The sequence below is a fragment of the Streptomyces sp. CB02923 genome (genome assembly GCF_001905005.1).
GTDB lineage: Bacteria > Actinomycetota > Actinomycetes > Streptomycetales > Streptomycetaceae > Streptomyces.
In genome coordinates, this window is the sequence record NZ_LWKZ01000025.1 from 522609 (window position 1) to 546990 (window position 24382).

The window sequence follows — 24382 nt, forward strand, 5'->3', positions numbered from 1 at the left end:
CGGCCCCGCCTGCCGATCGGCCAGCCGGGAAACCGGTGCGCTCTAGGAAACCCTTGCGCTCTAGTAATGGTAGAGAGCGGGTCACCGCGCACCCTTCCAACAGGCACGGCGGACAGAGTGCCCGCGCTCTCCATGGGGAATGGTGTACGCGTGCACTCTGGACCAGTAGCCACGGTTGCCACCGTGGCGAACACTCCGGCAGGGCCGGTTCGATTCCGGCGCCCCCATGCTCACCTAGTCCAACGGTAGAGACACACGGCTTAGACCCGTGGTGATCCCGGTTCGAATCCGGGGGTGAGTACAGAGCAGTACCTCACGTGAGGTACTGGGGGGTGTTCGAGGGTAGGGGGGTCCCCCCGAAGAGGGGGGGTGCCATGCGTACCCGGTGCCTTGACTGTCGAGACTGGGCTACCCACAAGGGCAGATGCCCGGCGCACCACAAGGCGTACGAGAGTGGCCGGTCGTACCAGTCCCACCGTGCGCGGCGCGAGGCGATAGCCCGTGGCAACAACGCGGCAGCCATCATGCGCAAGGCTCTGCGCAAGGCTGGCCGTGGAGCGTGCGCGTCATGCGGGCTGGGCTACCTGGCGTCGGCCATCGACGTGGACCACATCGTTCCCCTGTCGCGTGGCGGTGAGGACGTGGCGAGCAACGTGCAACTCCTGTGCAAGCCATGCCACAAGGCCAAGACGCGAGTTGACTTCGGCTTCACGGCTCCGCCGTTCTGAGGGGGGCGGAAGCGGTTCGGAAGTTCGGCCGGATGGCCCGCTGGCGATCCCGGCCCAAGCTCGAAACGCGCGCGCTAGGTGTGGCGCCTTTTTTGGGCGCCCCGCCCGTGCGGTTACTGGGCAGGCTCGTATTCGGACCCGCGAGAAAGGCGCCCGCTAAGGGGTCGATCAGGCCCCGGAAGGTGGTGTCAACGTGTCCCGAAGCAAGAGCGCCGACGTGCGCACCGGCCACGCCAACGCCGCCGCTGAGCCTGCCGCCCCCGTCGTGTACGAGGGCCGGGCGCCGCGTGTGCCCGCTGGCCTTCGGCGAGTGGGGCGGGAAGTCTGGCGCAACGTCTGGTCTGCCGGTAGCGGAGCTTACTCGCCGGAGACGGACCGCAACGTCATCTTGCGGTACTGCGAGTTGCATGACCGGCGCGCGGAGCTGCTGGCAGCCGTCGCCAACGACGGACTGATGAGCGTGGGCTCGACCGGTCAGCCTGCCGTGCATCCGGCCATGCGCTACGTGGAGTCCACCGAGAGAGAGCTACGGGCCATCGAAACCGTCATCGGCTTCACGCCTGAGTCGCGTATGCGGCTGGGGATCGTGGCTGCTGAGGCGCGCCGTGTCGCTGCCGGACCGGAGGACTTCTAGAGCGGGGGTGGCGCATGGACGGACTTGATCCCGTCATCGCCCGCCACATACCCGCCGACGCGCCGTTCCTCAGTGAGGGCTACCGAGTTGCGAACTGGATTGAGCAGTTCTGCTACCTCACCGGCTCGTTCGCTGGCCAGCCGTTCCGGCTCCTGGCGTGGCAGCGTGACCTACTCGTTGACGCCTACCGGTTGGAACAGGACGCCTACGGCCGGTGGCGCCGCACGCACCGCATGGCCGTGGTGTGCATCGCGAGGAAGAACGGGAAGAGCACCCTTGCCGCCGCGATCATGCTGTACCACCTGATCGCCGACCGGGCGGACGCTCAGCGGCAGATCATCGCTGCCGCCAACGACCGCAACCAGGCGCGCATGGTGTTCGATGCTGCCAAGCAGATGGTGAACGCGTCGCCAAAGCTCAGCGCTGTATGCGACGTTCAGCGCGACATCATCCGGTACAAAGACAGCACGTACCGCGTGGTGTCGGCGGACGCCGGACGGCAACAGGGGCTCAACCCTGCCGCCGTATCGCTGGACGAGTACGCGTTCAGCAAGAGCGCCGATCTGTTCGACGCGCTGACGCTGGGCAGTGCGGCCCGCAACCAGCCTATGACGTGGGTGGTTTCGACGGCGGGGCCGGACCCGGACGGGCCCTTTGCGCGGCTGTGTGAACAGGGGGAGCGGGTCAACTCCGGTGAGGCCACGGACCCGACGCTGTTCTATCGGTCGTGGGGCCCGCGCATCGGGGAACAGGTGGATCACCTTGACCCGGACGTGTGGCGCGCGTGCAACCCCTCGTTCGAGATTCTGAACGAGGAGGATTTCCGCGCTGCCGCTCAGCGGAGCACGGAAGCTAGCTTCCGCATCTACCGCCTGTCTCAGTTCGTCCGTGGCGCCTCTACGTGGCTGCCTCACGGCCTGTGGGACTCCCTTGCGGTAGACGACACTCTGAAGCCCGGTGACGCCGTTGTGTGCGGCTTTGACGGCTCCTGGAAGGGTGACAGTACGGCGCTTGTTGCCTGCCGCGTGTCGGACCTTCGGGTGTTCGTGCTGGGGCACTGGGAGGCGCCGCCGGATGACGCGCACTGGCGGGTTCCCATGGCGGACGTGCGGGAGGCTCTGCGTTCCGCACTGGAGACGTACACGGTGCGGACCCTCGTGGCCGACCCGTACCGGTGGGAAGAGACGCTAGACAACCTTGAGGCGGAGGGGTGGCCCGTCGAGGCGTTCCCGACCAACAGTCTCAAGCGCATGGTTCCAGCGACTCAGGTTGTGTACGACGCGTGCCGGGACGGCCGCTTGTCGCACGACGGGGACCCGGCCCTCGCCCGGCACATCGGCAATGCGGTGCTGCGGGAGGACAGGCACGGGGCGCGCGTCACCAAGGAGCACGCGTCATCGCGCCGGAAGATCGACCTAGCCGTTGCCCTGATCCTCGCGGTGCACGGGGCGGTCATGTGGCGGGACGAGAACCCGGGCTTGATTGACGCTCCGGTCCTCGCCACCTGGGAGCAGGACGGCAACGTATTCGCCTTCGGCGGCAGCGCCGATTTCTTTGACGACTTGTAGCACGACTCAAGGGCAGTACCTCACGTGAGGTACTGCCCGCGCGAGTCACACGGGGGGTGGCTCACATGGGCTTTTGGCGTGCGCTCTTCCGGGGGCATCCCGCAGAGGACGAGAAGCGGGCCCAGTGGGACCCGGCGTCTGATCTCTTTCCGCTGCCCGGCGTGGTGTCGGCGGCCGGTACGAAGGTGAACGCGAACAGTGCGCTTACGGTCTCCGCCGTTTTCGCGTGCGTGCGTCTGCTGAGCGAGACGATTTGCACGCTGCCGGTGGCCACCTATTCGCGACGCGGGGGCGTTCGTAAGGGGGTCAAGTCGCCGACGTGGCTTGACTACCCGAACGCGGAGCCGGGCGGTCTGGGCCGTATCGACCTTCTCTCTCAGGTGGTGCTGTCCCTGCTGCTGGACGGCAACGCCTACCTTGCCGTGGCGTGGGACGGTCCCAACATCGCCGGGCTTGAGGTGCTGGACCCGACCCGTATCGATACGCATACGGTCGTGGCGGACGGCAAGCGCCGCAAGGTCTTCTACGTGGCCGACTACGACGATGACGGCAACGAAGTTGCGTTGGGTTGGTTCACCACGCGGGAGATCCTGCATATCCCCGGCATGATGCTGCCAGGGGAGTTCACTGGTGTCTCGCCGATTGCGTTCGCGCGGGAGTCCATTGGGCTCGCCATGGCGGCGCAGACGTACGGTGCGAAGTTCTTCGCCAACGGCGCCATGCCGGGAGCCCTGATCGAAGTGCCGGGCGCCATGTCCGAAGAGGGGCTAGCGCGGGCGCGGGAGGCGTGGCGGCTGGCCAACTCCGGCGCGGAGAACGCGCATCGGGTCGCGCTGCTGACCGAAGGCGCGAAGTTCTCGAAGGTGGCACTGAGCCCGGACGAAGCGCAGTTTCTCCAGACCAGGCAGTTTCAGGTACCGGAGATTGCGCGGATATTCGGCGTGCCGCCTCACCTGATTGCCGACGCGACCAACTCGACTAGTTGGGGCTCTGGTCTCGCGGAGCAGAACCAGGCTTTTGCCATGTTCTCTCTGCGTCCGTGGCTGGAGCGCATCGAAGCGGGATTCACGCGTCTGCTGTTTGCGGAGACGGCTAACCGTCAGCTCTTTGTGAAGTTCAGCCTTGACGGCATTCAGCGCGGGGCGCCGAGTGAGCGTATGAACATGTACTCCATCGGTCTTCAGCAGGGCATCTACAGCATTGACGAAGTGCGCGCGTGGGAAGACCTGGAGCCCCTGCCGGACGGCATGGGGGAGACGCACCGTGTGCCCTTGAACCTCTCGGACGTGACCGCCGAGGAGGAGCCGGAAGAGCCTGCCGCCATTGAGCCCCCGCCCGCAGACGAACCCCCGGACGACGGGGACGACGAAGAGGGGGAAGAGGCCGATGACGACGGAGACGAGGAGCCTGAGCCGACCGGCTGAGTTCCGGTCCGAAGGTGACGCGGTGACCATGCGCGGGTACGCCTACCGGTTCAACGAACTGAGCCATGACCTAGGCGGCTTCCGGGAACGCGTCATCCCCGGCGCTGGTGCTGATGCGCTTAGAGGCAATGACGTGCTGGCCACCTTCAATCACGACATGAACAACGTTCTTGGCCGTGCGTCGTCAGGCACGCTGCGGACCGGCGAAGACGGCGAAGGCGGCTGGTACGAGATCGATCTACCGAACACCACGGTAGGACGTGACCTCGCCGAACTTCTCAGGCGCGGGGACGTGCGCGGGAGTTCGTTCACGTTCCGCGTGAACGACGGCGGGCAGCGCGTTCACGACGAACTGGACGAAGAGACCGGGCTCCCTGTTCGGGAGATCACCAGCATGGATGTGCTGGAACTTGGCCCGGTCCTCACCCCGGCGTACCCGACCACGGACGCGGGCCTCATGCGCTCCATAGCGCGAACTCTAGGAATCGATAAGGGCAGTACCTCACGTGAGGTACTGCCCCCTGTTAACCATCCGGCGCGTGATCTGTTCCGCGCTCTGTACAAGGGGGGAGTCCAGTAATGGACGCACAGACTCTCAGCGCGAACTTTGAGGCGCGCGAGAAGGCGCACGCTGAACTTCGGGCGCTGACCGATGAGCACGCCGGTAAGGACATGGACGCGACGGCGCGTGAGAAGGAAACTCAGCTTCTTGACGTCATTGCCGACTACGACGGTCGCGTAAAGCGGGGCGTTGAAGCCATCAAGGCAAGCGAGTCCGTGAGCGCGCTCATGGCCGGTGTCAAGGGCACCGGCGACAAGCGTGCGACTCAGGACAAGCTGGCCGAGGCGGCCGCTCAGCTCCGGTCGCTCAAGCTGCATGAGGCGGCTGTCTTCACGCCGGAGACGCGCGCAGTGGTGGACACCAAAACCGGCCGCGACGTGATCCCGCGCACCCTGTACGGTCAGCTTCTCGCTGAGGCCGTAGAGCGTTCGACCGTCATGCGCAACGGCGCGTCGATCCTCACCACGTCCGGCGGTGAGCCCATTGACTTCACGGTTGTGACCGGTCGTGCGTCGGCGGGCATCGTGGCGGAGAACGCCAACATTCCTGAGTCCACCCCGGCCACTGTTCAGCGGTCGATCATCTCTTACAAGTACGCCTACGCTTCCGTGGTTTCGACGGAGTTCGTCCAGGACCAGGCGCTCGACCTTGTCAGCTTCCTGGTAGGGGACGCCGGTCCGGCGCTGGGGCACGGAATGGGTGAGCACTTCCTCACCGGTACGGGTACCAACCAGCCGAAGGGCATTCTGAATGCTGCTCCGGCTGCCGCTTCCACCTGGGCAGCCGGTGCGAAGGACACGGCCGTTTCCGACGCGCTCATTGATCTCTTCTACGAGCTTCCTTCGTCCTACCGGACCAATGCCGTCTACATCGTTTCCGATCGGACGGCCGCGCTCATGCGCAAGCTCAAGGACGCCAACGGCCAGTACCTGTGGCAGTCGGCGCTGACGGCCGGTGCACCGGACACCTTCAACGGCAAGCCGGTCGGAACGGATGTCGCGGTGCCGGACAACAAGGTTCTGTTCGGCGACCTGAGCAAGTACCGGGTCCGTCTGGCCGGGCCGCTCCGTGTTGAGCGGTCGGTGGATGCGCGGTTCACCACCGATCAGATTGTGTACCGATTCATTCAGCGGGCGGACGGTCTTCTTGTCGATGAGCGTTCCGCGAAGGTTCTGACGGTCACGCCGAAGGCGTAACGCGAAGCGGGGGATAGGGCAGTACCTCACGTGAGGTACTGCCCTGCCCGTAAGGGGGGGGGCATGTCCTACGCGACCGTGGAAGACATTCGCGGGCTGGACGGCATGGAAGATGTCTCGCTCTTTCCGAACGAGACCGTGACGGACGCAATCGCCTACGCCATCGAGACCGTTGAGGATTACTGCGGCCGGACGTGGCAGGGCACGGACGCACCCCCGGAGACGATCCGCTGGTGCGTGCGCACGCTGGCCCGGCAGTACTGCCTAGACCTTGTGTCCCGCGTGCCGGACCGGGCCCTACAGCTTCAAAGCGAGTTCGGCTCCATCCAACTCGCTCAGGCGGGCGGGACGTGGCGGCCAACCAGCCTGCCCGAAGTCAACGCCCAACTGAACCGGTATCGCGTCCGGTTGCCGTTCATTTTCATCTAGGGGGCAGTTGTGGCGCTGGTGCTTGAAGCGAAGGTCGCTCTGTTCGAAGCGCTCAGGCGTGCCGTTCCGCGCGGGGTGCAATGCACGTTTGCGGAGACAGGCAAGAGCGACCGGCGGCAACAGGTATGGCTGGGGGCCACGGGAGACGAAGAACTGACCGTGTCGGCCATGCGGCAGGGGCCGCGCAAGCCCATGGCCCTCACGAGCTACGTGGACGTTCACGCGCTGGTCATCACGCCGGGCGACCCGATAGGCGCCGAGAGGGCCGTCTACGGCCTTCGTGACGCCATTACGGACGCCTGCCGCTCCGTCGCTCCGGCCAGCGTGCCGGGGCTCCTTGACGTACGGCCGGAATCCTCCGAGACGGAGACGGCCGAATCGACCGATGGCGCGTACGCCGCGCTCACTGTCCGCGTGAGGATTCGCGGGCGCATCACTTAGGGGGAACGCATGGCGCTAGACGCTGCCATTGGCATTGGCAAGGAGACGGCGTACGGCGCCGCAGCAACGACCACGCTGGGCTATGAGGGCAAGTCCGATAGCTGGAAGACCACGCGCGAGTTCATCGAGTCCGTCGGCTTCCGGGCCGGTATGCAGACGGCCCGCGCCGACCGCCGCAACGTCGTCAACATGGGCGGCGAAGGTGAACTAGAGATCGACCTCCTGGACGCGGGCGCCGCCGCGCTCTTCTCAGCGTGCTTCGACACGTACGACGGCGGAACTCCCAACACCAGCACTGGGGTTACGGCCCATGTGTTCGAGAGTGGGGCGGAGTCGTCGGCCCCCTCGTTCACGGCTCAGATGATCCGGCCGACCACGGACGGCAAGGCGGTTGCCTACCGGCACGTGGGGTGTGTGGTCACTGAGTGGGAGATGACCGCCGAGGTGGAGAACGCGGTCGCGCTTACGGCCACGTTCGACTTTCAGGACGTGAGCCATTCGGACAAGCCCGCCGACGCGCTGCCGATCGCTTACCCCAAAGAGGCGTACGTCTACGACTGGACCCGTACGGCTATCTTGCTGACCATCGACGGCAAGCCCGTCACGGTGGACGCGAACAAGCTGGAGCTGACCGCTGACAAGGGCATGAAGGTGGACCGCCGCTTTCTGCGCGGCAACGCCCTCAAGGCCCAGCCCGTGCGCTCCGCCATGCCGACGTATGAGGGCACGTTGGAGGGCGAGTTCACCAGTGACGCGCTCAAGCTGTACGAAGCGTTTATCGCGGGCAAGGTGGCGTCCCTGGCCATCGACTTCGCGGGCGTCCTGCCGGGCGCGTCGATGCGCATTGAGTGCCCGGCGATCCAGTTCACGGGCGACAGTCCCGAAGCGTCCGTTGACGACGTGTCCGTTGCTGAACTCCCGTTCCGCGTACTGGACCCCGGGGACGGGCGTGCGGCCATGCGACTGACCTACACGGAGCCGACGCCGGGTTTCGTTCCGCCTAAGCCGTAGGCAGTACCTCACGTGAGGTACTGCCCTTGAGGGAGTGCCATGGCTAGCTCACGATTCTCGGTCCAGGTTGAAGGGCTCACTCAGCTCAAGAAGACGCTTCGTCAGCTCAAGGACAAAGACCTTTCCAAGGCGGTCCGCGAGGTGAACAAGCAGGCGGCGGAACTGGTCAAGCCCGACGCGTCGCGCGGTGTGCCGCAGCATAGGCGCACGCCGAAGGATGCCAAGAAGTACCGGCCCGGCAAGCTAGCTAAATCGGTCAAAGTCGTGGCGTCGGCCAACGGCGCCTCCATCAAAGCGGGCACTGCCGCCCGCACCCCTTACGCGGGCGCGATCCACTTCGGCTATCCGAAGCGGCACATCCGCCCCAACAGATTCCTTTACCGGGCCATGGCGCGCAATAGCGGCCGGGTTTCCGAGACGTACGAGCGTGAAATTTCCGCCGTCATTAGAGCCAAGCTGGAGAGCTGATTATGAGTGCCACGAAGAACGCTGACTCTCGCGACCTGGGCGACGTGCTGTCCCTGGATCTGGACAGCCTGACCATTGACGAGATCGACATTATCGAAGAGATAGTTGACGGCCCGCTGGACATGCTGGCTAAGCCGGGCGCCCGAAAGGGCCCGATGATTCGCGCTATGGCTGTGGTCATCAAGCGCCGGGAGGACCCGTCTTTTACCGCTGAGGACGCGGGCCGCCTGAAGATCGAGTTCAAGCAGAAGGCTAAGGCGGACCCTACCGCGCTCAGCGAGTAATCATCTGCGCCCGTCTGATCAGCCATTTCCGGGGGCTCACGTGGTCGGACGTGCGCGCTCTCTCGCTGAGGGATTTCAACACGCTCGCTGACCAGATGGCCGCCGATATCGAGGCACAGAAGAAGGCGGAGCGCGGCATGTCGCGCGGGCGTTCCGGGGGGACGGCGCCGGGGGAGCGCCGCACGCCCGTCATGACGTGATGATCACTCTGCGTATATCAACCCCCCAGCCGGCATGGCCGCAGGATATACGCAGCGTTACATTCGGGGGGTTCCATGGCACGGCCCATCACCATCACTCTGCTTGGTGATCTGGACGACCTGAGCCGGTCCCTGAACCAGGGAACGCAGGAAGTCACGCAGTTCGCCCACCGTGTTGAGGGGGCAATGCAGGGGGCTTCTCAGGAAGCCGGGCGCATGGGCGACGAGATAGCCCACAGCGCCGATGAAGCGGGCGAAGGGCTCAAGGGCATTGCCAAGAAAATTGGCGTGGCCGCTCTGGCGGTCGGCGGCGCTGTGGGTGTCGCGTTGGGCGCTGGTCTGAAGGAAGCCATGGACCGTGAGAAGAGCAACGACCTTCTTGCGGCTCAGGTGGGCGCCACGCCGTCTCAGGCGAAGACCTTGGGGCAGGCGGCCGGAAAGATTTTCTCCTCCGGGCTGGGGGAGTCTATGGAGGAAGTCAACGACGGCCTGAAAAGCCTTTGGCAACAGGGGCTCGTTCCGGCCGGTGCGACGGCGGACGAGATTGCCAAGATCGGGTCCAAGCTCACGGACGTTGCGACGATCATGGGTGAGGATCTGGGCCCGACCGCGAATGCCGCCGGTCAGATGGTGAAAAACGGCCTCGTCAAGAATTATGACGAAGCAATGGATCTGCTCGTTCGCGGTACTCAGGTGGGCATCAATAAGTCCGAGGATTTCCTCGACACCATGAATGAGTACTCGACCCAATTCCGTAAAATCGGAATGGACGGGCCGACGGCTATTGGCCTGATGAACCAGGCGCTGAAAGCCGGTGCACGTGATGCGGACGTGGCCGCCGACGCCGTGAAGGAATTCACCCTCAACTCCATTGACCTCAGCAAGTCAGGCGACGCGTACAAGGAGCTGGGGCTCAACGGTGACGCGATGGTCAAGGCACTCGCCGGGGGTGGGCCGAAAGCGGCTGCCGCCACGGAGAAGATCTTCACCGCGATGCACAAGATCAAGGACCCGGTGAAGCTCAATACCATCGCACTGGGCTTGTTCGGAACCAAGGCTGAGGATCTTGGGGGCGCCTTGGCCGCCATGGACCCGAAGACGGCTGAAGCCTCTCTAGGCTCGTTCGCGGGGGCCGCTAAGACGGCGGGCGACACGCTGCACGACAACGCCTCTACGCGGCTCACAGCCTTTTGGCGCACCCTTCAGACCGGCGCGGTAGACGTGATCGGCGGCAAGGTGCTGCCACGACTGGAGTCGCTGGCCCACACGTTTGCGCCCATCGGGAGCGCGGCCAAGACTGTGATCGTGGACACGGTAGTTCCGGCCGTCCGAAGCTTCGCTGAGACGACCGGCGCTGCCTTCCGCTTCGTCGGGGAGCACAAGGGAACGTTCCTGGCCATCGCGTCCGTGGTCACGGTGGTGCTCCTGCCCGCGTTGGTCCAGTGGGGCGTCCAGTCCACCGTGTCCGGCGCGCGGGCCGTAGTCGCATGGGCCACGTCGGCGGCATCCTCCACAACCTCAGCGGCGACGCAGGTAGCCGCATCGTGGGTCGTGGTCGGCGGGTGGCTCAAGGCAGGCGGACAAGCCGTCATATCCGGCGCCGTCATCGTGGGCCAGTGGATAGCCGGTGCGGCATCCGCCGTCGTCAACGGCGCGGTCATGGTGGGTCAGTGGGTTCTCATGGGCGCTCAGTCCATGATTCAGGCGGCCCGCATGGCTGCCGCGTGGCTGATCGCGATGGGTCCGATTCCACTGATCATCGCGGCCATCGTGGGGCTTGCCGTCCTGATCTGGTCCAACTGGGACAAGATCAAGCAATGGACCGGCGAAGCGTTCCAGTGGGTTTGGGACAAGGTTTCCGGAGTCTTCGAATGGCTCAAGAACTTGTTCCTGAACTTCACCGGCCCGGGGCTCCTGATCAAGCACTGGGACACCATCAAGGCGAAGACCGCTGAGGCTTTCACCTGGGTCAAGGACAAGGCGCGCGAGGGCCTTGACGCCGTGATCGGCTTCTTCCGGAACCTGCCTGGCGAGATCATGGGGTTCGTCGGCCGGATCGGCGGGGCCGCACGCGACATTGGCGCCACCCTGATCAGCAAACTCGGAGAGGGGCTTTCCCGGCTCAGCTCGTTCGGCCAGGACATCGGACGGGCCGTAGCACGAGGGATCAAGTCAGCGATCAACTCCTTGATCGATCTCCTGAACTGGGCGATTCCGGACCGGATCGGCATCGGCCCCATCGGGGTGGATCTGCCCGCCAATCCGATTCCCAAAATCCGCGCCATGGGCGGTCCGGCATCGGGCCTTACCCGCGTCGGCGAGCGTGGGCCGGAGTGGGTGAACCTGCCGGGCGGGTCGCACGTCCTGCCGAACCATGCCGCTCCGGCAGGAGGGGGCGTCACGGTCAACGTGACCAGCACTGCCGACCCGTTCACCATCGGGCGGGAAGTGGCGTGGGCGCTGCGGGTTGCCGCGCGGTAGGCAGTACCTCACGTGAGGTACTGCCCTTCAACCAGGGGGAGACATGGCGGAGTTGGGCGACTGGACATGCGAGTACAACGGGCTCTTGATCGGGGCGCCGGACTCCGCCACCTCCCTCGTTTCGGTAGACGGCCTACTGTCCCTGCCGGATGTGCGGTCGGCAGATCTGGCCCTGGTGCAGCGTCACGGCCTCTACCCCGGGGATGACTACATGGGTGGCCGTGCGGTGACGCTGACGCTGGAGGTGTACGGGCGGACGCGGGAGGAGTTCACGACGGCCCTGAACGGCGTCTACGCCGCCTTCGGGGTGGCCGACAAGGAAAAGCCCCTTCGGTTCCGCTTCCCCGGCGTAGCGGGTGACAGGACGGCTTTCGTCAATGCCCGCCCCCGCAAGCGCGCGGGGCCGCTTGATCTGAATTTCGCGTACCGGGTGTGCAACATCGTGGTTGAGCTGTTCGCCACCGACCCCTACCTGTACGGGGATGCGCTGGAGACGAAGCGGTTGTCAAGCCCATGGGAGGGAGCAGAGCCCCGCCTGTGGTTCAAGCAGGTCGGGTCCGTGCCCGCACTGCCCGTCATCAAGCTGACCGGCTCCAGAGACTGTGTCCTTCGGGATGAGGTGACGGGGAACTACTTCGGCATGGCCAACGTCGCCGGAGATATCACCATCGACGCGGAGCGGCGGACTCTCACGGCGACGGGGGGCGGCCCCAGCCTCACAGACAAGATCACGCCGGGCTCAGAGTGGCCCGAATTCGCATTCGGAGATCACCGGCTGACGCTCGCCAGTGCAGCCGTAGGCGGGCCGACCACGGCTGAGATCACATGGCGGAACAGGTGGGCCTGATGAACGCTGCGTACACCGTCGTACAGACGGACCTGAAGACCGGCAACGTCGTGGCCGCGCTGCCGGTCACCGGCATCACCTTTGCGCACACGCTGAACGCTGCTGGAGTCGCCACCGTCGGTATTCCGCTCTTTGCGCCGGAGGCCGACCCCGAATCCCTCATACCGGGTATCAGCGGGATAGCCATCCTGCGGGACGGCCAGCCTGTGTGGGCAGGAATCCTCTGGGCTCTTGCTGCCGATATCGCCGCAGGAACTCTGTCGCTGAGCGCATCCGGCTTCCACTCCCACTACCAGGGACGGCACTTCGTCAAGGGCTGGGCGGCAAAGAGCCAGGAACAGTCCGACACCATCAAGGCGTGGTTCGCCTACTGCAACGGCGCCAACGGCATATCCACGGACACCAGCCTCATCAAGCCGACCGGCCACAAGCGCACGACTGTGTGGACCCGGTACGAACTCAAGAACGTTGCTGAGGCGATTGACGATTTGGCCGATAACGTCGGCGGCTTCAACTTCCGGTATGTGCCGTACTGGGCGGTGGCTGGCAAGAAGTTGGGGCACCGGTTCGTCATGACCAGCCGGGCCGGAGCGGCTGCCACGCACACGCTGACTCATCGCGTGGACTGCAACGTGACGAGCGTGAGCTACGACAGTACGGCCCTTTGCACGACGGCTTACGCGACCGGCGCCGACAAGGGCAACGGCGAAAAGCTCGTCGGGATTTTCGAGAACCCTTCTTTGGCCGCACGGATGCCGGAGCGGGTGCGCGTTGGCTCGTACACCGATGTCAAGGAAACCGTCACGCTCCGGAACAAAGCACAAGCCGTTATCAACGCGGGAGCCGTGCCAGTAGCCATTCCGGAACTGACGCTGTATCCCGGGCAGTTCGGGCCGCTGGACTTCGTTCCCGGCGACGTGACCGCCATTGATGTGGACGCCGGATACATCGCTCTGTATGACGAGTTCGTGGTGACTGAGTGCACAACGACCGTGGACACGACCGGCGGCGAGAGCATCAAGCTTGCCCTTGCCAGTAAGGAGCTGTGGAGCAATGCCAACCCAAGCTAACGCCGTCCCGCCGTCGCTGGTGAACGAGATGGCGGAACTCAAGCGCCGCATGGCAGCCATTGAAAACGCCCCCATCCCTGCCAATAAGTTCGACAGGTATCCGGCGGTTGAGTGGGCGGCAAAGGAGCGGGACCGCATCGGCGACAATTCTTGGTCGTCAGTGAGCATCGCGAACGTCACCGGGATGTCGTTCGATCGCGTGGAATGCAAGTTCATCGTGGACAGGATGATTGCCGGGAAGCGGCTGGCCGAGATCCGGCTAGCAGCCTTCCGGCACACTGGCAATGCCGTCCGCGAGATTGTCAGCGCGTCCGGCGTTACGGGCTTCAATGGCAAGTTCGGCAGCTCCGGCGCCATTGTCGTCCGCTGGATTCACGGCATCCCATTCGGGTGGGACTACGCGGATGACACCACCGTGTACACCATCGAGCTACAGCACCGGTACCGAAAAGGCCCGGAGTCCCCTAAGGGGCAGTCTCTCTACACCATTGCCGCCACCGAAGGCGCCCCTTCTGACGGCGTCATGGGCTACGGGTACCAGCAGGATTCAAGCGGCAAGTGGTGGTGGGTTCCCACCTTCCGGGGCGGGAGCCCATGGAGTGCCCAGTTCGTCACCATCCCCAACCAGGATCGAGGGACGTACTCCATATCCTCCATGCACTATTGCGTGGGCCTGCCGCAAGGCCGCATCCCCGAAGCCAATGTCAACGCGTGGATGTGGGCGCGCGGCACGGGCATCGAATACGTCCGTGGCCCGGACATCAGTGAACCGTACCTAGACATCTAAGGGGGAGCGTTGGACATCGCCCGGCTGTACGGGGCCGCCGAAGTGGCCGTTCCCATCCTGGTATTCCTGGCGGTCACGCTGCGGAGATTTCGCACCGGCATGGAAGCCTCATGGAAAGAAGAGGCGGACGCCTACCGCAGCAAGGTGGAGCGGCAGTCTGAGGAGCTTGCCGCCCTCCACGCTGAGGTGCGCGCGCTCAGGCGCGAGAACGCCGAACTACGGGCTCAGATAGCGGAACTGTTGAACCGATAGGCCAGTCAACTCCAGGGCAGTACCTCACGTGAGGTACTGCCCCCTTGCGTACCTGGGGGTACACCTTGCCGCTTTCCCTTCCGTCCAGCATTCCCACGGTCGTGGTGCACGGCACCTACAGGGGCCCGGACGGGCATCCGCTAGCCGGAACCGTCACCTTCTCCGCTCCGTCTCTGCTGACGTTCCCTGACGCCGATCTGTTCGTTGCCGGTCCAGTCGTCTCCACGCTGGACGAGAACGGCCGCTTCCAGGCCCGTCTACCGGCCACAGACGCGCCGAATATGGAGCCGTCCGGCTGGGCGTACGTCGTCAAGGAAAACCTGTCCGGCGTCATTGGCGGGCGGACGTTCAGCGTCCTTCTTCCGAAGGCAACGCCGGACGTTGACCTAGCCGACGTGGCGCCCGCCGACCCGACCACTCCCAACTACGTGCCGGTGGCGGGATCACAGATATTCACCGGCACGCACGCGCCGTCTGCCGAACTGGGCCGGGATGGCGACTTCTTCGCGCAGTACGAGACTCAGACGCTGCTGGGCATCAAGTCCACCACGGTCACGATGTGGACGCGGGTAGGCGGCAAGTGGGCTCCGGTCGGCGACGCAATCCGAGGAGCCGCGTGGTACGTGGACGCGACCAACCCGCCCGGCGACGGCGGCAAGCCCGGGGACATGTACCTGAGGGCGGGCACGGGCGACGTGTGGCAGTGCGGGCCGTCCGGCTGGGGGAGCCCGGTGGCCAACATCACCGGCCCCAAGGGGGAGACCGGAGCGACCGGCGCAACCGGAGCCACCGGGCCGCAAGGACCGAAGGGAGCGGACAGCACCGTTCCCGGACCAGCCGGACCGAAGGGCGACACTGGCCCGGCTGGACCGACCGGCGCGCAAGGGCCGCAGGGGGCCAAGGGTGACCCCGGCAACGGCAGCCTGAACAGCGTCAACGGCGACTTCGGCCCCGACGTTGTCCTGGGCGCCTCCAGCGTGGGGGCTATCCCCGTCGCTGACAAGGGCGTTGCTGGAGGAGTCGCCACGCTGGACGCGTCCGGACTCGTACCCGCGTCCCAGCTCTCCATCCCGTCCGGCGTGGTCACCAGCGTCAACGACAAGCCGGGCCCGTCCGTGAGCCTCACGGCTGCCGATGTGGCCGCGCTTCCCGCGACGGCGCGCGGTGCCGTCAACGGCGTTGCATCGCTGGACAGGTCGGGCATGGTGCCCGCGTCTCAGCTACCGGCTATTGGCGGCGGAGCACGCAACGCGTGGACGCCGGATGCGCTGGGGTTCGCGGCGTGGTCGATGGACCCTGCCACGGTCGCCAACCCGACGCCGAAGGCCGCTGTGATCAAGCGCGTCTACATGGCAGGCATCAACATCACGGAGCCGACCAGCGTCAACGCCGTGGTCGTGTTCGCGCGTGGCTGGGCCGGTTCCGGCACGGTGCCCGCTGCCCGCTTCTACGGGGGCATCTACAACGAGTCGGGGGCGCGCATTGCGGCATCCGCACAGCTATCCAACGTGCCCGCTGCCGGTCAGCTTCCTGGCACGGCTTCCGGAGCCATGAACAACCACATTGGCGCCGTTCCGCTCAAGTTGTCCGGCACGGTGACGCTACAGCCAGGCCGGTACTGGGCGGCATTCCTGATGTCGGCCGGAGCGGCAACGGACTTCTACTACATGCACGTGGCGAACGAGTCCAATTCGGCCCCGGCGAATTTCTTCCTTGGTCGGGCGTTCCAGCGCGCATGGTGCGTGGACGGGCAGACGGCGCTACCGGCCACGCTCAACCAATCGTCCGGCGAAGTCGGGCTAGACCCGGCTGTCATGGCACTCGCCATGGTCTAGCGGCAGTACCTCACGTGAGGTACTGCCCGGCCCCACCCAAGAAGGGCGGGGCTTTCAAACGAACAGGAGTGGAATCATGGCGCGATTCAGCGGCGCAACCTGGCGCCCAATTCCGTGCAACTACACGGACGACGGCCAGGACGCTGTGTATGGCGTGGTCGTTCACATCATGGACGGCAGCCTCCCCGGTACCGATTCCTGGTTCCGCAACCCCAAGGCTCAGGCGTCCAGTCACTTCGGCACCGGCCGTGACGGCGCGCTGTATCAGTGGGTTGACACCGGTAGCCGGGCATGGGCTCAGGCGGGCGGCAACCGGACGTGGCTGTCCGTCGAGAACGAAGGCAGGGGTGGCGACGCGCTGACCGATGCCCAGATCAGCCGCTGCGCTGAGGTGCTGGCATGGGCGCACGCGAAGTACGGGGTGCCCCTTCAGCTCACCACGAGTACGAACGGCCGGGGGCTGGGCTACCACGGCATGGGAGGTAACGCGTGGGGCGGTCACACGTCGTGCCCCGGTAGCCGTGTCGTGGCGCAGCTTCCGGAGATCCTGCGCCGGGCGAAGGCCATCGTCGGAGGCGGTAGTTCGGGCGGGGGCGCGACCGGCGCCGTCTACACCGTGCGGGCCGGAGAGACGCTTTCCGGCATCGGCACCAAGCTGGGCGTTGCGTGGAAGACGCTGGCCAGTCTGAACGGCCTCAAGGCGCCGTACACCATCTTCCCCGGCCAGAAGCTCAAGACCGGCAAGCCGACCTACGCGCCGTTCCCCGGCGCGGACTGGTTCAAGCGCAACCCCAACAGCCCGGTCGTGACGGCCATGGGCAAGCGCCTTGTGGCCGAAGGCTGCTCGGCCTACGCGTCCGGCCCCGGCCCCCGCTGGACGGACGCTGACCGGCAGAGCTTCCGCAAGTGGCAGCGCAAGTTGGGCGACGCTCCGCAGTACTGCGACGGCTGGCCGGGCCGGAAACAGTGGGACGCCCTCAAGGTTCCCACGCTGTAACTCTCCGTCGATCCCGAGGGGGCAGAGATGTCCGTTTTCAACCCTGAAATCCGATGCCGGCATTCCCGCAGGGCTCACGCTAAGTAATCAATCAAGAGAGGTGAACATGACCTTCATCAGAGAGCACGCAACCCGCCTTTACGCCGTTGCCGTTGCCGTCCTGGCGCTCGTGGCGCACTACGTCCCGGCACTGCCGTCCGCGCTCATCCTGAGCGTTGCTGCGGCCGTCCTCGGCACCGGTGAGGCCGTACAGCGCGTGGAGAACGGCAAGACCGTCACGGCCCTTCAGGAGCGTCTGTAAGGCGCGGGGAACCCTTGCGCTCCCGGAGGTAGGGACAGCCCCCTACCTCCGGGAGGTACGCCCTTATGGGACACCCGCACATTGCGCTGATCGGCCGTGCCCGCTCCGGCAAGGACACTTTGGCCGCCCGGCTGGTGAACGCTCACCGCTACACCCGAATCGCTTTCGCCGACCCGCTCAAAGACATGTGCCTGAGCGTTGACCCGATCGTTGCCTATGAGCCGTCCGGCTACGGCCCCCTGCCAACCCGGCTGAGTGCCGTAGTGCAGCGCTACGGCTGGGAGCGGGCTAAAGACCGCTTCCCCGAAGTGCGGCGCACCCTTCAGAAGGCCGGTCAGGCCGTGCGTGACGGGGATGCCGGGCACTGGCTCAGTCTCGCGCTGGACAAGGTTGTTGTGGCGGACACGTGGCGCCTGCCCGTGGTCATCAGTGATTGTCGGTATCCGAACGAAGCGGAAGCGCTCAAGGCTCGCGGATTCCGACTGGTGCGCGTACTGCGCCCGGACGTGAACGGCAGCGGCGCTGCCCATGAGAGCGAGACGGCGCTAGACGGCTACCCCGCCGACGTGAACGTCGCCAACGTCGGGACGGTCGCCGAACTCAACTCCCTTGCAGATGCGCTGATCTGATCAGAAGTCACGTGCGTCACACGAACAAAAACACCCCCCACCTGCCTTGCCGCAGGTGGGGGGCTTTTCTGTGCCCGGGGAGCAGTACCTCACGTGAGGTACTGCCTTGTGCGCGCGCTCGCGCGTGTGTAATGTCAGCCCCCTCAAGGCGCCGCAGCGGGCGGCGCCGAAGGGGAGGGAACCGCTCAGTGAGTGCCGACGTGAAGCGCTATCAGATTTCGCTCACTGGGATGACTGTGGATTACCTGGCAGGCACCTCGTGTATGCAGGGAGACGAGGAGCCCAAGGTTCGGGCGGAGCTTTCTGCGCTGCGCCGGTGGAAGAACGGCACTGAGGCGGGCAAGGTGTCGTTCGAGACGCTGGCGTGGCTGGTGGAGTACCTGCACACGTGGACCGAAGCGGCGGACAATCGCGAGACCCCCGGCGAAGAGCGCGCGGCAGCGGCGGCATTCAAGAAGATCAGCGCCATTTATGAGAAGGCCAAGGAAGAGGGCGGGGACGTGACGGACAGCAAGACTGAGACTGCGCCGTTCAAGGTCAAGGACGTTCGCGGGGACATCCGGATTGGAGCTACGCACAGCGGGGGAACGCCCCACGCCCTCAAGGAAGTTGACGCCAACGGGCGGAACGTTCCCTACTGCCCGACGCGCACTAAGGACCCCATCCGTTCATGGGGGCCCGCCCACGAGGTGAACGGGAAACTGGACCTGTGCGTCAAGTGCGCGAAGGTCGTTCCCACCGGCGCCGTGACCGTTACCGAAGAAGAGATTGCGATTCCCGGTCTCGGTCGTACAGCCACCAAGACCATCATCACTCCTGTAGACGGCACCACCGAAGAGAAGGCGGAAGAGCCCATGGCAGCCCCAGCAAAGAAGACGGCCGCGAAGAAGACGGCCGCGAAGAAGACGGCCAGCAGTGACGGCCCGAAGGTGATGGAGGAGGAGACGCAGAAGGCGGCAGCCGACGAAATCCGCGCGGACATCGAGCGCCTGTCGTCGCTCACTGCTGAGGGCAAGGAAGATGCCGTCAAGGAGCTGGCGGAGGAGATCACCAAGAAGACCAACGCCATTACCGGATCGGGTGCGGCTGCCGTAAAGGCGAAGCTCCGCGCCGACAAGGAGAAGGCCGTGAAGGACGCTCAGGCGGCCAAGAAGACGGCGGCCAAGAAGCCCAGCACCGAGGTTGCCAATCTGGCTACTAAGGACTTCATGAAGGCGGAAGGCGTCCCGGAACTGATCAAGGTCAGTGCCGATCTGGTCAAGGACATTGCAGCCAACGAGTTCAACGGCGCCTACCGTCTGAGCGAACACCTTCTCGGTATGCGGCTCGCGATCGTGGACGAGGATGGGGACCCGAACCTCAAGGGCAATGCCCAGCAGTCCCGCAGCGCTGCCGAGAAGATGTGGAACAGCGTCTTGGATGAGCTTCCCCCGAAGGGGGAGAACGAAGACGCTGACGTGATCCGGGATTCCATCGGCCAGGTCAAGAAGCAGCAGCGCAACGCCATGCAAGACGTGCTTGTGAACTACGTGCGTTGGCTGGACACGGAGACTCCGAAGGACGAGGAAGAGGCGGCGAAGCTGGCCAAGGAGCGCGGCCGGTTCAAGAACGCCCTTGAGATGTTCCCGGAGGGTCACGAAATCGAGGTTGAACAGGACGGCAAGCCCGTCCGTCGTCCGATCCTGTGGTCTGAGCGCGTCTACGACTACTACGACGCGAAGGGAAAGACCTTTGCCAAGTCGCGTATGACGCGCGCCGAAGAGGCTTCTCAGCGCCGCGCCCTCAACGCCGGGCGTCGTAAAGAGATTGCGGCGGCCGTCGAGGCCGGGGAGATCAGCGAAGAAGAGGCACAGGAGACGCTGAACCCTGGCGTTCATGAGAAGACCCCCGGCGAGAAGCGCGCCACCTGGGTGGAGAAGACGCAAAACGCGTGGGCGGCGCACGCCAAGGAGATTGCCAAGTTGGAGTCTGAAGAGGAGCGCGAAGAAGCCTTTGAGGTTTTGGCGGCCATGATTCCTGAACTGCGCAAGGCGCTCAAGAAGGTACGCGACGCGTAGCCGACTGCACGCCCGCACGGAAGCCCCTGGAACCCATAGCGCGGGGCCGGGGGCTTCCTTGCTCAAGGGCAGTACCTCACGTGAGGTACTGCCCCCATTCGGAAGGGGTCGGCATGGAGCTGACAGACAGCGGCGGCCAACAACCGCTGCACACATTCTCTGTCGTGCTGACGGAGGAGGACTTTGGGCGACTTCACTTGATGGCCGCCGTACGGGCGGAGAGCGTGACGGCCGAACAGTGCGCGGCGTGGGAACGCATTTCTGAGGCGCTGACGGTGGCGCTGGACAAGGGTGAACGATTCGGAGGGGAAGCATGACCGGTGAGATGTTGGGGATCATGACGTGCGCCCAGTGCAAGGACAGGTTCATGGGGTGCCCGGAGTGCGTCAACGCCATCCGCATTGATCCGGCGACGGGGTTACCTCCCGACGTGATCGTTGTAGATGGTGAGGTGCACCGCAATCCCAATCCGGACCCGGAAGCCGTGCGGCGGACCGTCACGCGGCCCGTGTGTGATGACTGCGTGGCCCAGCACATCACGGGTGCCACGGAGCTTGCCGCCGACCGGCACGAGCGGCACCGGAGGATGATGCAAGGCGAGTGAACGGGGCGGATTCGGATACGCCTGATGAGCGAGGGGAACTCAATGCCCAAGGAAGCCCGTACAGCGCGTCTTGCGACAATCAGGGCAGGCGTGAGTAAGGCAACCAGCAATGTGGACACGGTGGTGATCAGGTCGTACGTCAATGACCGCAAGGACTACGATCGGCCGATTGATATTGAGCTGACCAGCAAAGGGGCTCGTGACGTGGCTGCCCAGCTAATCCGTGAGGCGGAGTGCGCCGAGCGGGCGGTAGCGGAAGCACGCGCAAGGAAGAACCAGCAAGCCCCCTAGGCCCGCCTGAGCGCCTGCCAGCCCCGTTCGGCCCCCGTGGCCGGGCGGGGCTTTCCCATGCCCTCAGGCGGCCGTACAGGGCCCTGCCTGAGGCTCAGGCAACCGGTGCGCTCCCCCCTAGGTGACAGATCACCTAGGCGAAGGGGGCACGCGTGGGACGCGTACGCACCATTCAGCGCGGCGGCAGCCGTTTCTACATCCACCCGGACCGGCCGGAGACCAAGGCGCCCGGGGTAACGTCCATCATCAGCATGGGCCCAAAGCCGTTCCTGCCGTTCTGGTACGCCCGCATGACGGCCGAACTCGCCGTTGACTCCCTGCCGTTCGTGGCACAGATGGCGGAGCGGGACCGACAGGGGGCGGTCGACTACCTCAAGGGTGCCGCCCGTCGGTACACGAAGATCCGTGCCGACGTAGGCAGCAACGCGCACGACCTGTTCGAGCGCATGATCCGGGGTGAGCACGTCGGCGCTGTCCACCCGGACCTAGGGCCCTACCGCATCCACTTCGCCGACTTCCTGACAGCCGTGAACCCGGAGCTTGTCCGGGCGGAAGATGTCGCGTGGTCGGACGAGTACGAGTACGCCGGATCGTTCGACGCCGTACTCCGCGTGTGGCTGGACGAGGACGGCAAGCCGACCCCGGACCGGTCCGGGGCGCCGCATCTGCTGATTGCCGATTGGAAGACGAGCAAGGCCACCTACCCGGACGTGGCGCTACAGATGAGCGCCTACGCCAACGCGGACCGGATCATTGCGCCGGACGGCACCAGCGAGCCCATGCCCGACTTCGACGGCGCGGCGGTACTGCACATCACGCCGGACGGCTGGTCTTTCAAGCCCGTCAACATCAGTGCACACGTCTTCTCGTTCTTCCTCGCGCTCCGGCGCGTCTTCACCTGGGACCGCGATGTGTCCAAGACGGTCATTGGCCGCGCCATCGCGAAGAGCGCCGGGGGCATCGTGACCGGGACTCAGCGCCGCGCCAAGTAGCCGAGCAACCCTCGCGCTCTAGGTCAAGCAGGGGCGGGCCGAAGGCGGATGGGCAGTACCTCACGTGAGGTACTGCCAGCGAATCCCCTTCCGCCCGCCCCTCTCCAAACCCCCTTACACAGCAGGAGAGTTACGCGTATGGCGCTGACCATCTTTGACACCGACCCCAACGCCAAGCCCAAGCCGAAGCAGACGTTCGCCGACGACACTGTTGGGCGCTTTCACTCCGGCCATCAGATCGACGGCCAGCCGGAAGTTCTTTCGGAGTGGCGCATCTCCACAGGTGACCCCATGGTGGCGAAGGCGGTCGCCGAACTGTTCGGCGGCACGCCTGTTGAGACCGATTCGACGGCCGAGAACTTCATTGACGTGTTCACCAGCCGGGAATCCGTCCCGGTCGTACTGGACGGCCCGGGGGCCATCCACGCGGACATGAAGCTCTGGAACAGGAACAAGCTGGTCCACCACTGTGACGGTTCCGTGTTCCTCTCGCCGGATGAGCGCAAGGGCACGCCGTGTGCCTGCCCGGAGCTGTTCGCGGAGCGCAAGCAGGCGGCCAAGGATCTTATGGGTCCGTCTCCGTCCATCACGGTCACGTTCCGGCTGGCGGATGACCTGGAGTTGGGCAAGTTCAAGTTCCAGACGTCCAGTTGGGTCATGGCGAGCGTGCTGCACGAGTACGAAAACGACCTTGAGGACACCAATGGTCCCGCGCTGTGTGATCTCTCTCTGGAACTGGTGGAGTTCACCATCAAGAAGGGCAAGAACAAGGGGCTGAACGTCTCCTATTACAAGCCCGTCGTGAAGGTGCTCAAGGCGTACAGCGACGCCATCGCGGAAGAGCGGTAAGCCCCGTGGCGAAGCTTGATCAGAGCACGCCGTACGACTGGGCACGAGCCCTCAAGGGGGCGGCTGACGACAACGTTGCGTCGCCCCTTTGGGAGTTCCCGCCGCAGGCGCGCAAGGCGGTCATTCACGAACGACGGCGCCGCTTCGGCGTCGATGACGACGAGGGGTATGAGGTTGTCTAAGCGGGGCGTGGTCACGGACTACGCGGGGGAAGAGATCTACCCCGGAGATCTGATCAACTACGCGGCCCGGCAGGGGAACCGGGTGCGCGTCTCGGACGCCATCGTGCAGAAGGTGACGGCCGTTCTTGAGGGCGGCAGGCTCCGGCCCATGCTCAAGGTTCAGCCGACCGGTACGGAGTCGGGCTTCACGAAGCGCCGCACCATGCGGGCGGAGTGGATCAGTGCGGAGCACGCGCGGCTGATCATGGCCGACGCGGCCACCCGCGACTAGCAGCAGGCAAAGGGCCGGACAGTTCCCACGCGGACTGTCCGGCCCTTTCGCGTGCCGCAGTACCTCACGTGAGGTACTGCGGAAGGGGAGACATGGAACGAAGAGTGACGGCCCAAACGGCCCCTGCGCTGGGGGACTTGAGGCAGCTAGGGGAGGGGGACACGCTCTGGCTTGAGCCGGGCGCGTGGAACCGGCACGACTGGGGACGGTACGTCCACGTGATCGCTGACACGGTGGCACGCGGGGCTGACGTGAGGTGGTCGCGGTGACGGCGGGTGAGCCGTTCGCGGTCGCGCTGGCGTGCGCGGTCATGGGCACCGCTCTGGGCTTGGTCGTGCTCCTCCTGGCGCTCGTTGTGTGGTGGTGCCGACGTGGCTAACCCCAACAAGGCCAAGGGCACTCAGTGGGAGTCGGACGTACGCGACTACCTCAACAAGGAGCTGGGCCAGGTGGACGAGTACGGCAAGCTCCTGGACCCGTTCGACGCGCACAACGTAAGGCGCCCGGCCCAGGAAGGGGCGGCAGATGTCGGCGACGTGCACGCGGTGCCCTTCGTGCTGGAATGCAAGAACGTCAAGAGCCCCGCCGTGCCAACGTTCCTGCGGCAAGCCGAAGTCGAGGCACGGCACGCAGGCTTTCCGTACGGCGTGGCCGTGGTCAAGGTGCCCCGGGCCAACGTCCGGCGGGGCCGGGTACACGTCAGCGTCCGCACGTGGACGCGGGTGCGTCACGCACTCGGCTTGCCGTCGCAGGCGTTCGCCGACCGGTACGGATTCACGGTCTCCCTGCGGGGGCTGGACACCGGCAAGTGGTACCTGACCACAGACCTTGAACACTTCCGTCTGCTCCTGGCCGACGTGCGCGCCCAACATTACGCACAGTGAGATTTGACCTCATGCCGGCATCGGAATTCAGGGTTGAAAACGGACATGCCGGGCTTCGCGGGGTCGACTCAGCGTAACGACCGTAGGCAGGCAACCACTGCGCTCCCC

At 65.3% G+C, this 24382-nt stretch carries 30 protein-coding genes and 1 tRNA gene; all 31 read left to right on the top strand.

The genetic code is table 11. The annotated features are described in order from the left end of the window. Window positions 1–228: 228 nt before the first annotated feature. The 31 genes from A6A06_RS30500 to A6A06_RS30635 all read left to right on the top strand — a co-directional run bounded on the left by A6A06_RS30500 (window position 229) and on the right by A6A06_RS30635 (window position 24274). Window positions 229–301 (top strand) — tRNA-Leu (locus A6A06_RS30500). A 223-nt stretch (window positions 302–524) separates the two neighbouring features. Beyond that, complete coding sequence (locus tag A6A06_RS43605; RefSeq protein WP_274535902.1) at window positions 525–728, top strand: HNH endonuclease; 204 nt, start codon at window positions 525–527, stop codon at window positions 726–728. Between the two features lie 193 nt (window positions 729–921). Further along, complete coding sequence (locus A6A06_RS30510; RefSeq protein WP_073765453.1) at window positions 922–1362, top strand: phage terminase small subunit P27 family; 441 nt, start codon at window positions 922–924, stop codon at window positions 1360–1362. Between the two features lie 14 nt (window positions 1363–1376). Then, window positions 1377–2930, top strand: a complete 1554-nt coding sequence (locus A6A06_RS30515) for a terminase large subunit domain-containing protein (RefSeq protein ID WP_073765455.1) — start codon at window positions 1377–1379, stop codon at window positions 2928–2930. 65 nt (window positions 2931–2995) lie between these two features. Further along, complete coding sequence (locus A6A06_RS30520) at window positions 2996–4354, top strand: phage portal protein (protein ID WP_073765457.1); 1359 nt, start codon at window positions 2996–2998, stop codon at window positions 4352–4354. Beyond that, the gene (locus tag A6A06_RS30525) at window positions 4317–4934 is read left to right on the top strand and encodes an HK97 family phage prohead protease (protein ID WP_073765459.1); all 618 of its coding nucleotides are present in this window, start codon (window positions 4317–4319) and stop codon (window positions 4932–4934) included. The genes A6A06_RS30520 and A6A06_RS30525 overlap by 38 nt, the downstream gene beginning before the upstream one ends. Then, complete coding sequence (locus A6A06_RS30530; RefSeq protein WP_073765461.1) at window positions 4934–6112, top strand: phage major capsid protein; 1179 nt, start codon at window positions 4934–4936, stop codon at window positions 6110–6112. The genes A6A06_RS30525 and A6A06_RS30530 overlap by 1 nt, the downstream gene beginning before the upstream one ends. A gap of 63 nt (window positions 6113–6175) precedes the next feature. Next, a complete protein-coding gene (locus tag A6A06_RS30535; protein ID WP_073765463.1) occupies window positions 6176–6541 on the top strand; it encodes a hypothetical protein in 366 nt (121 codons plus the stop codon). Window positions 6542–6550: 9 nt separating this feature from the next. Next, window positions 6551–6982 carry a hypothetical protein gene (locus tag A6A06_RS30540; protein ID WP_073765464.1) on the top strand — a complete coding sequence of 144 codons (432 nt, stop codon included), beginning with the start codon at window positions 6551–6553 and terminating at the stop codon, window positions 6980–6982. Between the two features lie 9 nt (window positions 6983–6991). Next, the gene (locus A6A06_RS30545) at window positions 6992–7993 is read left to right on the top strand and encodes a phage tail tube protein (RefSeq protein ID WP_073765466.1); all 1002 of its coding nucleotides are present in this window, start codon (window positions 6992–6994) and stop codon (window positions 7991–7993) included. Window positions 7994–8032: 39 nt separating this feature from the next. Continuing rightward, the gene (locus tag A6A06_RS30550) at window positions 8033–8461 is read left to right on the top strand and encodes an HK97-gp10 family putative phage morphogenesis protein (protein ID WP_073765468.1); all 429 of its coding nucleotides are present in this window, start codon (window positions 8033–8035) and stop codon (window positions 8459–8461) included. Window positions 8462–8463: 2 nt separating this feature from the next. Continuing rightward, a complete protein-coding gene (locus tag A6A06_RS30555) occupies window positions 8464–8745 on the top strand; it encodes a hypothetical protein (protein ID WP_073765470.1) in 282 nt (93 codons plus the stop codon). 50 nt (window positions 8746–8795) lie between these two features. Then, window positions 8796–8945 (top strand): hypothetical protein, encoded by a 150-nt coding sequence (locus A6A06_RS42245; RefSeq protein WP_199931266.1) that lies wholly within the window; start codon window positions 8796–8798, stop codon window positions 8943–8945. A gap of 75 nt (window positions 8946–9020) precedes the next feature. Beyond that, window positions 9021–11426, top strand: a complete 2406-nt coding sequence (locus A6A06_RS30560; protein ID WP_199931267.1) for a phage tail tape measure protein — start codon at window positions 9021–9023, stop codon at window positions 11424–11426. Between the two features lie 43 nt (window positions 11427–11469). Next, entirely contained in the window at window positions 11470–12273 is an 804-nt protein-coding gene (locus tag A6A06_RS30565) for a phage tail domain-containing protein (protein ID WP_073765472.1), read from the top strand. Beyond that, window positions 12252–13343: a hypothetical protein gene (locus tag A6A06_RS30570; protein ID WP_199931268.1), complete on the top strand. Its 1092-nt coding sequence runs from the start codon at window positions 12252–12254 to the stop codon at window positions 13341–13343. Before A6A06_RS30565 ends, A6A06_RS30570 begins: the two co-directional genes overlap by 22 nt. Beyond that, window positions 13327–14130, top strand: coding sequence for a hypothetical protein (locus tag A6A06_RS30575; RefSeq protein WP_073765474.1), 804 nt, complete (start codon window positions 13327–13329; stop codon window positions 14128–14130). The genes A6A06_RS30570 and A6A06_RS30575 overlap by 17 nt, the downstream gene beginning before the upstream one ends. 9 nt (window positions 14131–14139) lie before the next feature. Next, window positions 14140–14382, top strand: coding sequence for a hypothetical protein (locus tag A6A06_RS30580; RefSeq protein WP_073765476.1), 243 nt, complete (start codon window positions 14140–14142; stop codon window positions 14380–14382). Window positions 14383–14426: 44 nt separating this feature from the next. Further along, complete coding sequence (locus A6A06_RS30585; RefSeq protein ID WP_199931269.1) at window positions 14427–16217, top strand: collagen-like protein; 1791 nt, start codon at window positions 14427–14429, stop codon at window positions 16215–16217. Window positions 16218–16293: 76 nt separating this feature from the next. Continuing rightward, window positions 16294–17214: a peptidoglycan-binding protein gene (locus A6A06_RS43150; protein WP_242441020.1), complete on the top strand. Its 921-nt coding sequence runs from the start codon at window positions 16294–16296 to the stop codon at window positions 17212–17214. 106 nt (window positions 17215–17320) lie between these two features. Next, complete coding sequence (locus A6A06_RS30595) at window positions 17321–17515, top strand: hypothetical protein (protein ID WP_073765480.1); 195 nt, start codon at window positions 17321–17323, stop codon at window positions 17513–17515. A gap of 65 nt (window positions 17516–17580) precedes the next feature. Next, window positions 17581–18144, top strand: a complete 564-nt coding sequence (locus tag A6A06_RS30600; RefSeq protein WP_073765482.1) for a hypothetical protein — start codon at window positions 17581–17583, stop codon at window positions 18142–18144. A 188-nt stretch (window positions 18145–18332) separates the two neighbouring features. Continuing rightward, window positions 18333–20201: a hypothetical protein gene (locus tag A6A06_RS30605; RefSeq protein WP_073765484.1), complete on the top strand. Its 1869-nt coding sequence runs from the start codon at window positions 18333–18335 to the stop codon at window positions 20199–20201. Between the two features lie 113 nt (window positions 20202–20314). Then, window positions 20315–20518 (top strand): hypothetical protein, encoded by a 204-nt coding sequence (locus tag A6A06_RS30610; protein ID WP_073765486.1) that lies wholly within the window; start codon window positions 20315–20317, stop codon window positions 20516–20518. Beyond that, window positions 20515–20805, top strand: a complete 291-nt coding sequence (locus A6A06_RS30615) for a hypothetical protein (RefSeq protein ID WP_073765488.1) — start codon at window positions 20515–20517, stop codon at window positions 20803–20805. Before A6A06_RS30610 ends, A6A06_RS30615 begins: the two co-directional genes overlap by 4 nt. A 42-nt stretch (window positions 20806–20847) precedes the next feature. Next, window positions 20848–21096, top strand: coding sequence for a hypothetical protein (locus A6A06_RS42250; protein ID WP_199931270.1), 249 nt, complete (start codon window positions 20848–20850; stop codon window positions 21094–21096). A 152-nt stretch (window positions 21097–21248) separates the two neighbouring features. Further along, window positions 21249–22088, top strand: coding sequence for a hypothetical protein (locus A6A06_RS30620; RefSeq protein WP_073765490.1), 840 nt, complete (start codon window positions 21249–21251; stop codon window positions 22086–22088). Window positions 22089–22226: 138 nt separating this feature from the next. Then, window positions 22227–22937 carry a recombination directionality factor gene (locus A6A06_RS30625; protein ID WP_073765492.1) on the top strand — a complete coding sequence of 237 codons (711 nt, stop codon included), beginning with the start codon at window positions 22227–22229 and terminating at the stop codon, window positions 22935–22937. A gap of 5 nt (window positions 22938–22942) precedes the next feature. Continuing rightward, on the top strand, window positions 22943–23119 hold the full coding sequence (locus A6A06_RS42255; RefSeq protein ID WP_199931271.1) for a hypothetical protein: 177 nt from the start codon (window positions 22943–22945) through the stop codon (window positions 23117–23119). After that, a complete protein-coding gene (locus A6A06_RS30630) occupies window positions 23112–23390 on the top strand; it encodes a hypothetical protein (protein ID WP_073766011.1) in 279 nt (92 codons plus the stop codon). Before A6A06_RS42255 ends, A6A06_RS30630 begins: the two co-directional genes overlap by 8 nt. 371 nt (window positions 23391–23761) lie before the next feature. After that, window positions 23762–24274 (top strand): hypothetical protein, encoded by a 513-nt coding sequence (locus tag A6A06_RS30635; protein ID WP_073765494.1) that lies wholly within the window; start codon window positions 23762–23764, stop codon window positions 24272–24274. The last annotated feature ends 108 nt before the right edge of the window (window positions 24275–24382 follow it).

Bases quoted from the DNA above. Each gene is read 5' to 3' on its own strand.
- A6A06_RS43605 (WP_274535902.1), top strand. From the start codon at position 525: ATGCGCAAGGCTCTGCGCAAGGCTGGCCGTGGAGCGTGCGCGTCATGC.
- A6A06_RS30515 (WP_073765455.1), top strand. From the start codon at position 1,377: ATGGACGGACTTGATCCCGTCATCGCCCGCCACATACCCGCCGACGCG.
- A6A06_RS30520 (WP_073765457.1), top strand. From the start codon at position 2,996: ATGGGCTTTTGGCGTGCGCTCTTCCGGGGGCATCCCGCAGAGGACGAG.
- A6A06_RS30525 (WP_073765459.1), top strand. From the start codon at position 4,317: ATGACGACGGAGACGAGGAGCCTGAGCCGACCGGCTGAGTTCCGGTCC.
- A6A06_RS30530 (WP_073765461.1), top strand. From the start codon at position 4,934: ATGGACGCACAGACTCTCAGCGCGAACTTTGAGGCGCGCGAGAAGGCG.
- A6A06_RS30535 (WP_073765463.1), top strand. From the start codon at position 6,176: ATGTCCTACGCGACCGTGGAAGACATTCGCGGGCTGGACGGCATGGAA.
- A6A06_RS30545 (WP_073765466.1), top strand. From the start codon at position 6,992: ATGGCGCTAGACGCTGCCATTGGCATTGGCAAGGAGACGGCGTACGGC.
- A6A06_RS30550 (WP_073765468.1), top strand. From the start codon at position 8,033: ATGGCTAGCTCACGATTCTCGGTCCAGGTTGAAGGGCTCACTCAGCTC.
- A6A06_RS30555 (WP_073765470.1), top strand. From the start codon at position 8,464: ATGAGTGCCACGAAGAACGCTGACTCTCGCGACCTGGGCGACGTGCTG.
- A6A06_RS30560 (WP_199931267.1), top strand. From the start codon at position 9,021: ATGGCACGGCCCATCACCATCACTCTGCTTGGTGATCTGGACGACCTG.
- A6A06_RS30565 (WP_073765472.1), top strand. From the start codon at position 11,470: ATGGCGGAGTTGGGCGACTGGACATGCGAGTACAACGGGCTCTTGATC.
- A6A06_RS30570 (WP_199931268.1), top strand. From the start codon at position 12,252: ATGGCGGAACAGGTGGGCCTGATGAACGCTGCGTACACCGTCGTACAG.
- A6A06_RS30575 (WP_073765474.1), top strand. From the start codon at position 13,327: ATGCCAACCCAAGCTAACGCCGTCCCGCCGTCGCTGGTGAACGAGATG.
- A6A06_RS43150 (WP_242441020.1), top strand. From the start codon at position 16,294: ATGGCGCGATTCAGCGGCGCAACCTGGCGCCCAATTCCGTGCAACTAC.
- A6A06_RS30595 (WP_073765480.1), top strand. From the start codon at position 17,321: ATGACCTTCATCAGAGAGCACGCAACCCGCCTTTACGCCGTTGCCGTT.
- A6A06_RS30600 (WP_073765482.1), top strand. From the start codon at position 17,581: ATGGGACACCCGCACATTGCGCTGATCGGCCGTGCCCGCTCCGGCAAG.
- A6A06_RS30610 (WP_073765486.1), top strand. From the start codon at position 20,315: ATGGAGCTGACAGACAGCGGCGGCCAACAACCGCTGCACACATTCTCT.
- A6A06_RS30615 (WP_073765488.1), top strand. From the start codon at position 20,515: ATGACCGGTGAGATGTTGGGGATCATGACGTGCGCCCAGTGCAAGGAC.
- A6A06_RS42250 (WP_199931270.1), top strand. From the start codon at position 20,848: ATGCCCAAGGAAGCCCGTACAGCGCGTCTTGCGACAATCAGGGCAGGC.
- A6A06_RS30625 (WP_073765492.1), top strand. From the start codon at position 22,227: ATGGCGCTGACCATCTTTGACACCGACCCCAACGCCAAGCCCAAGCCG.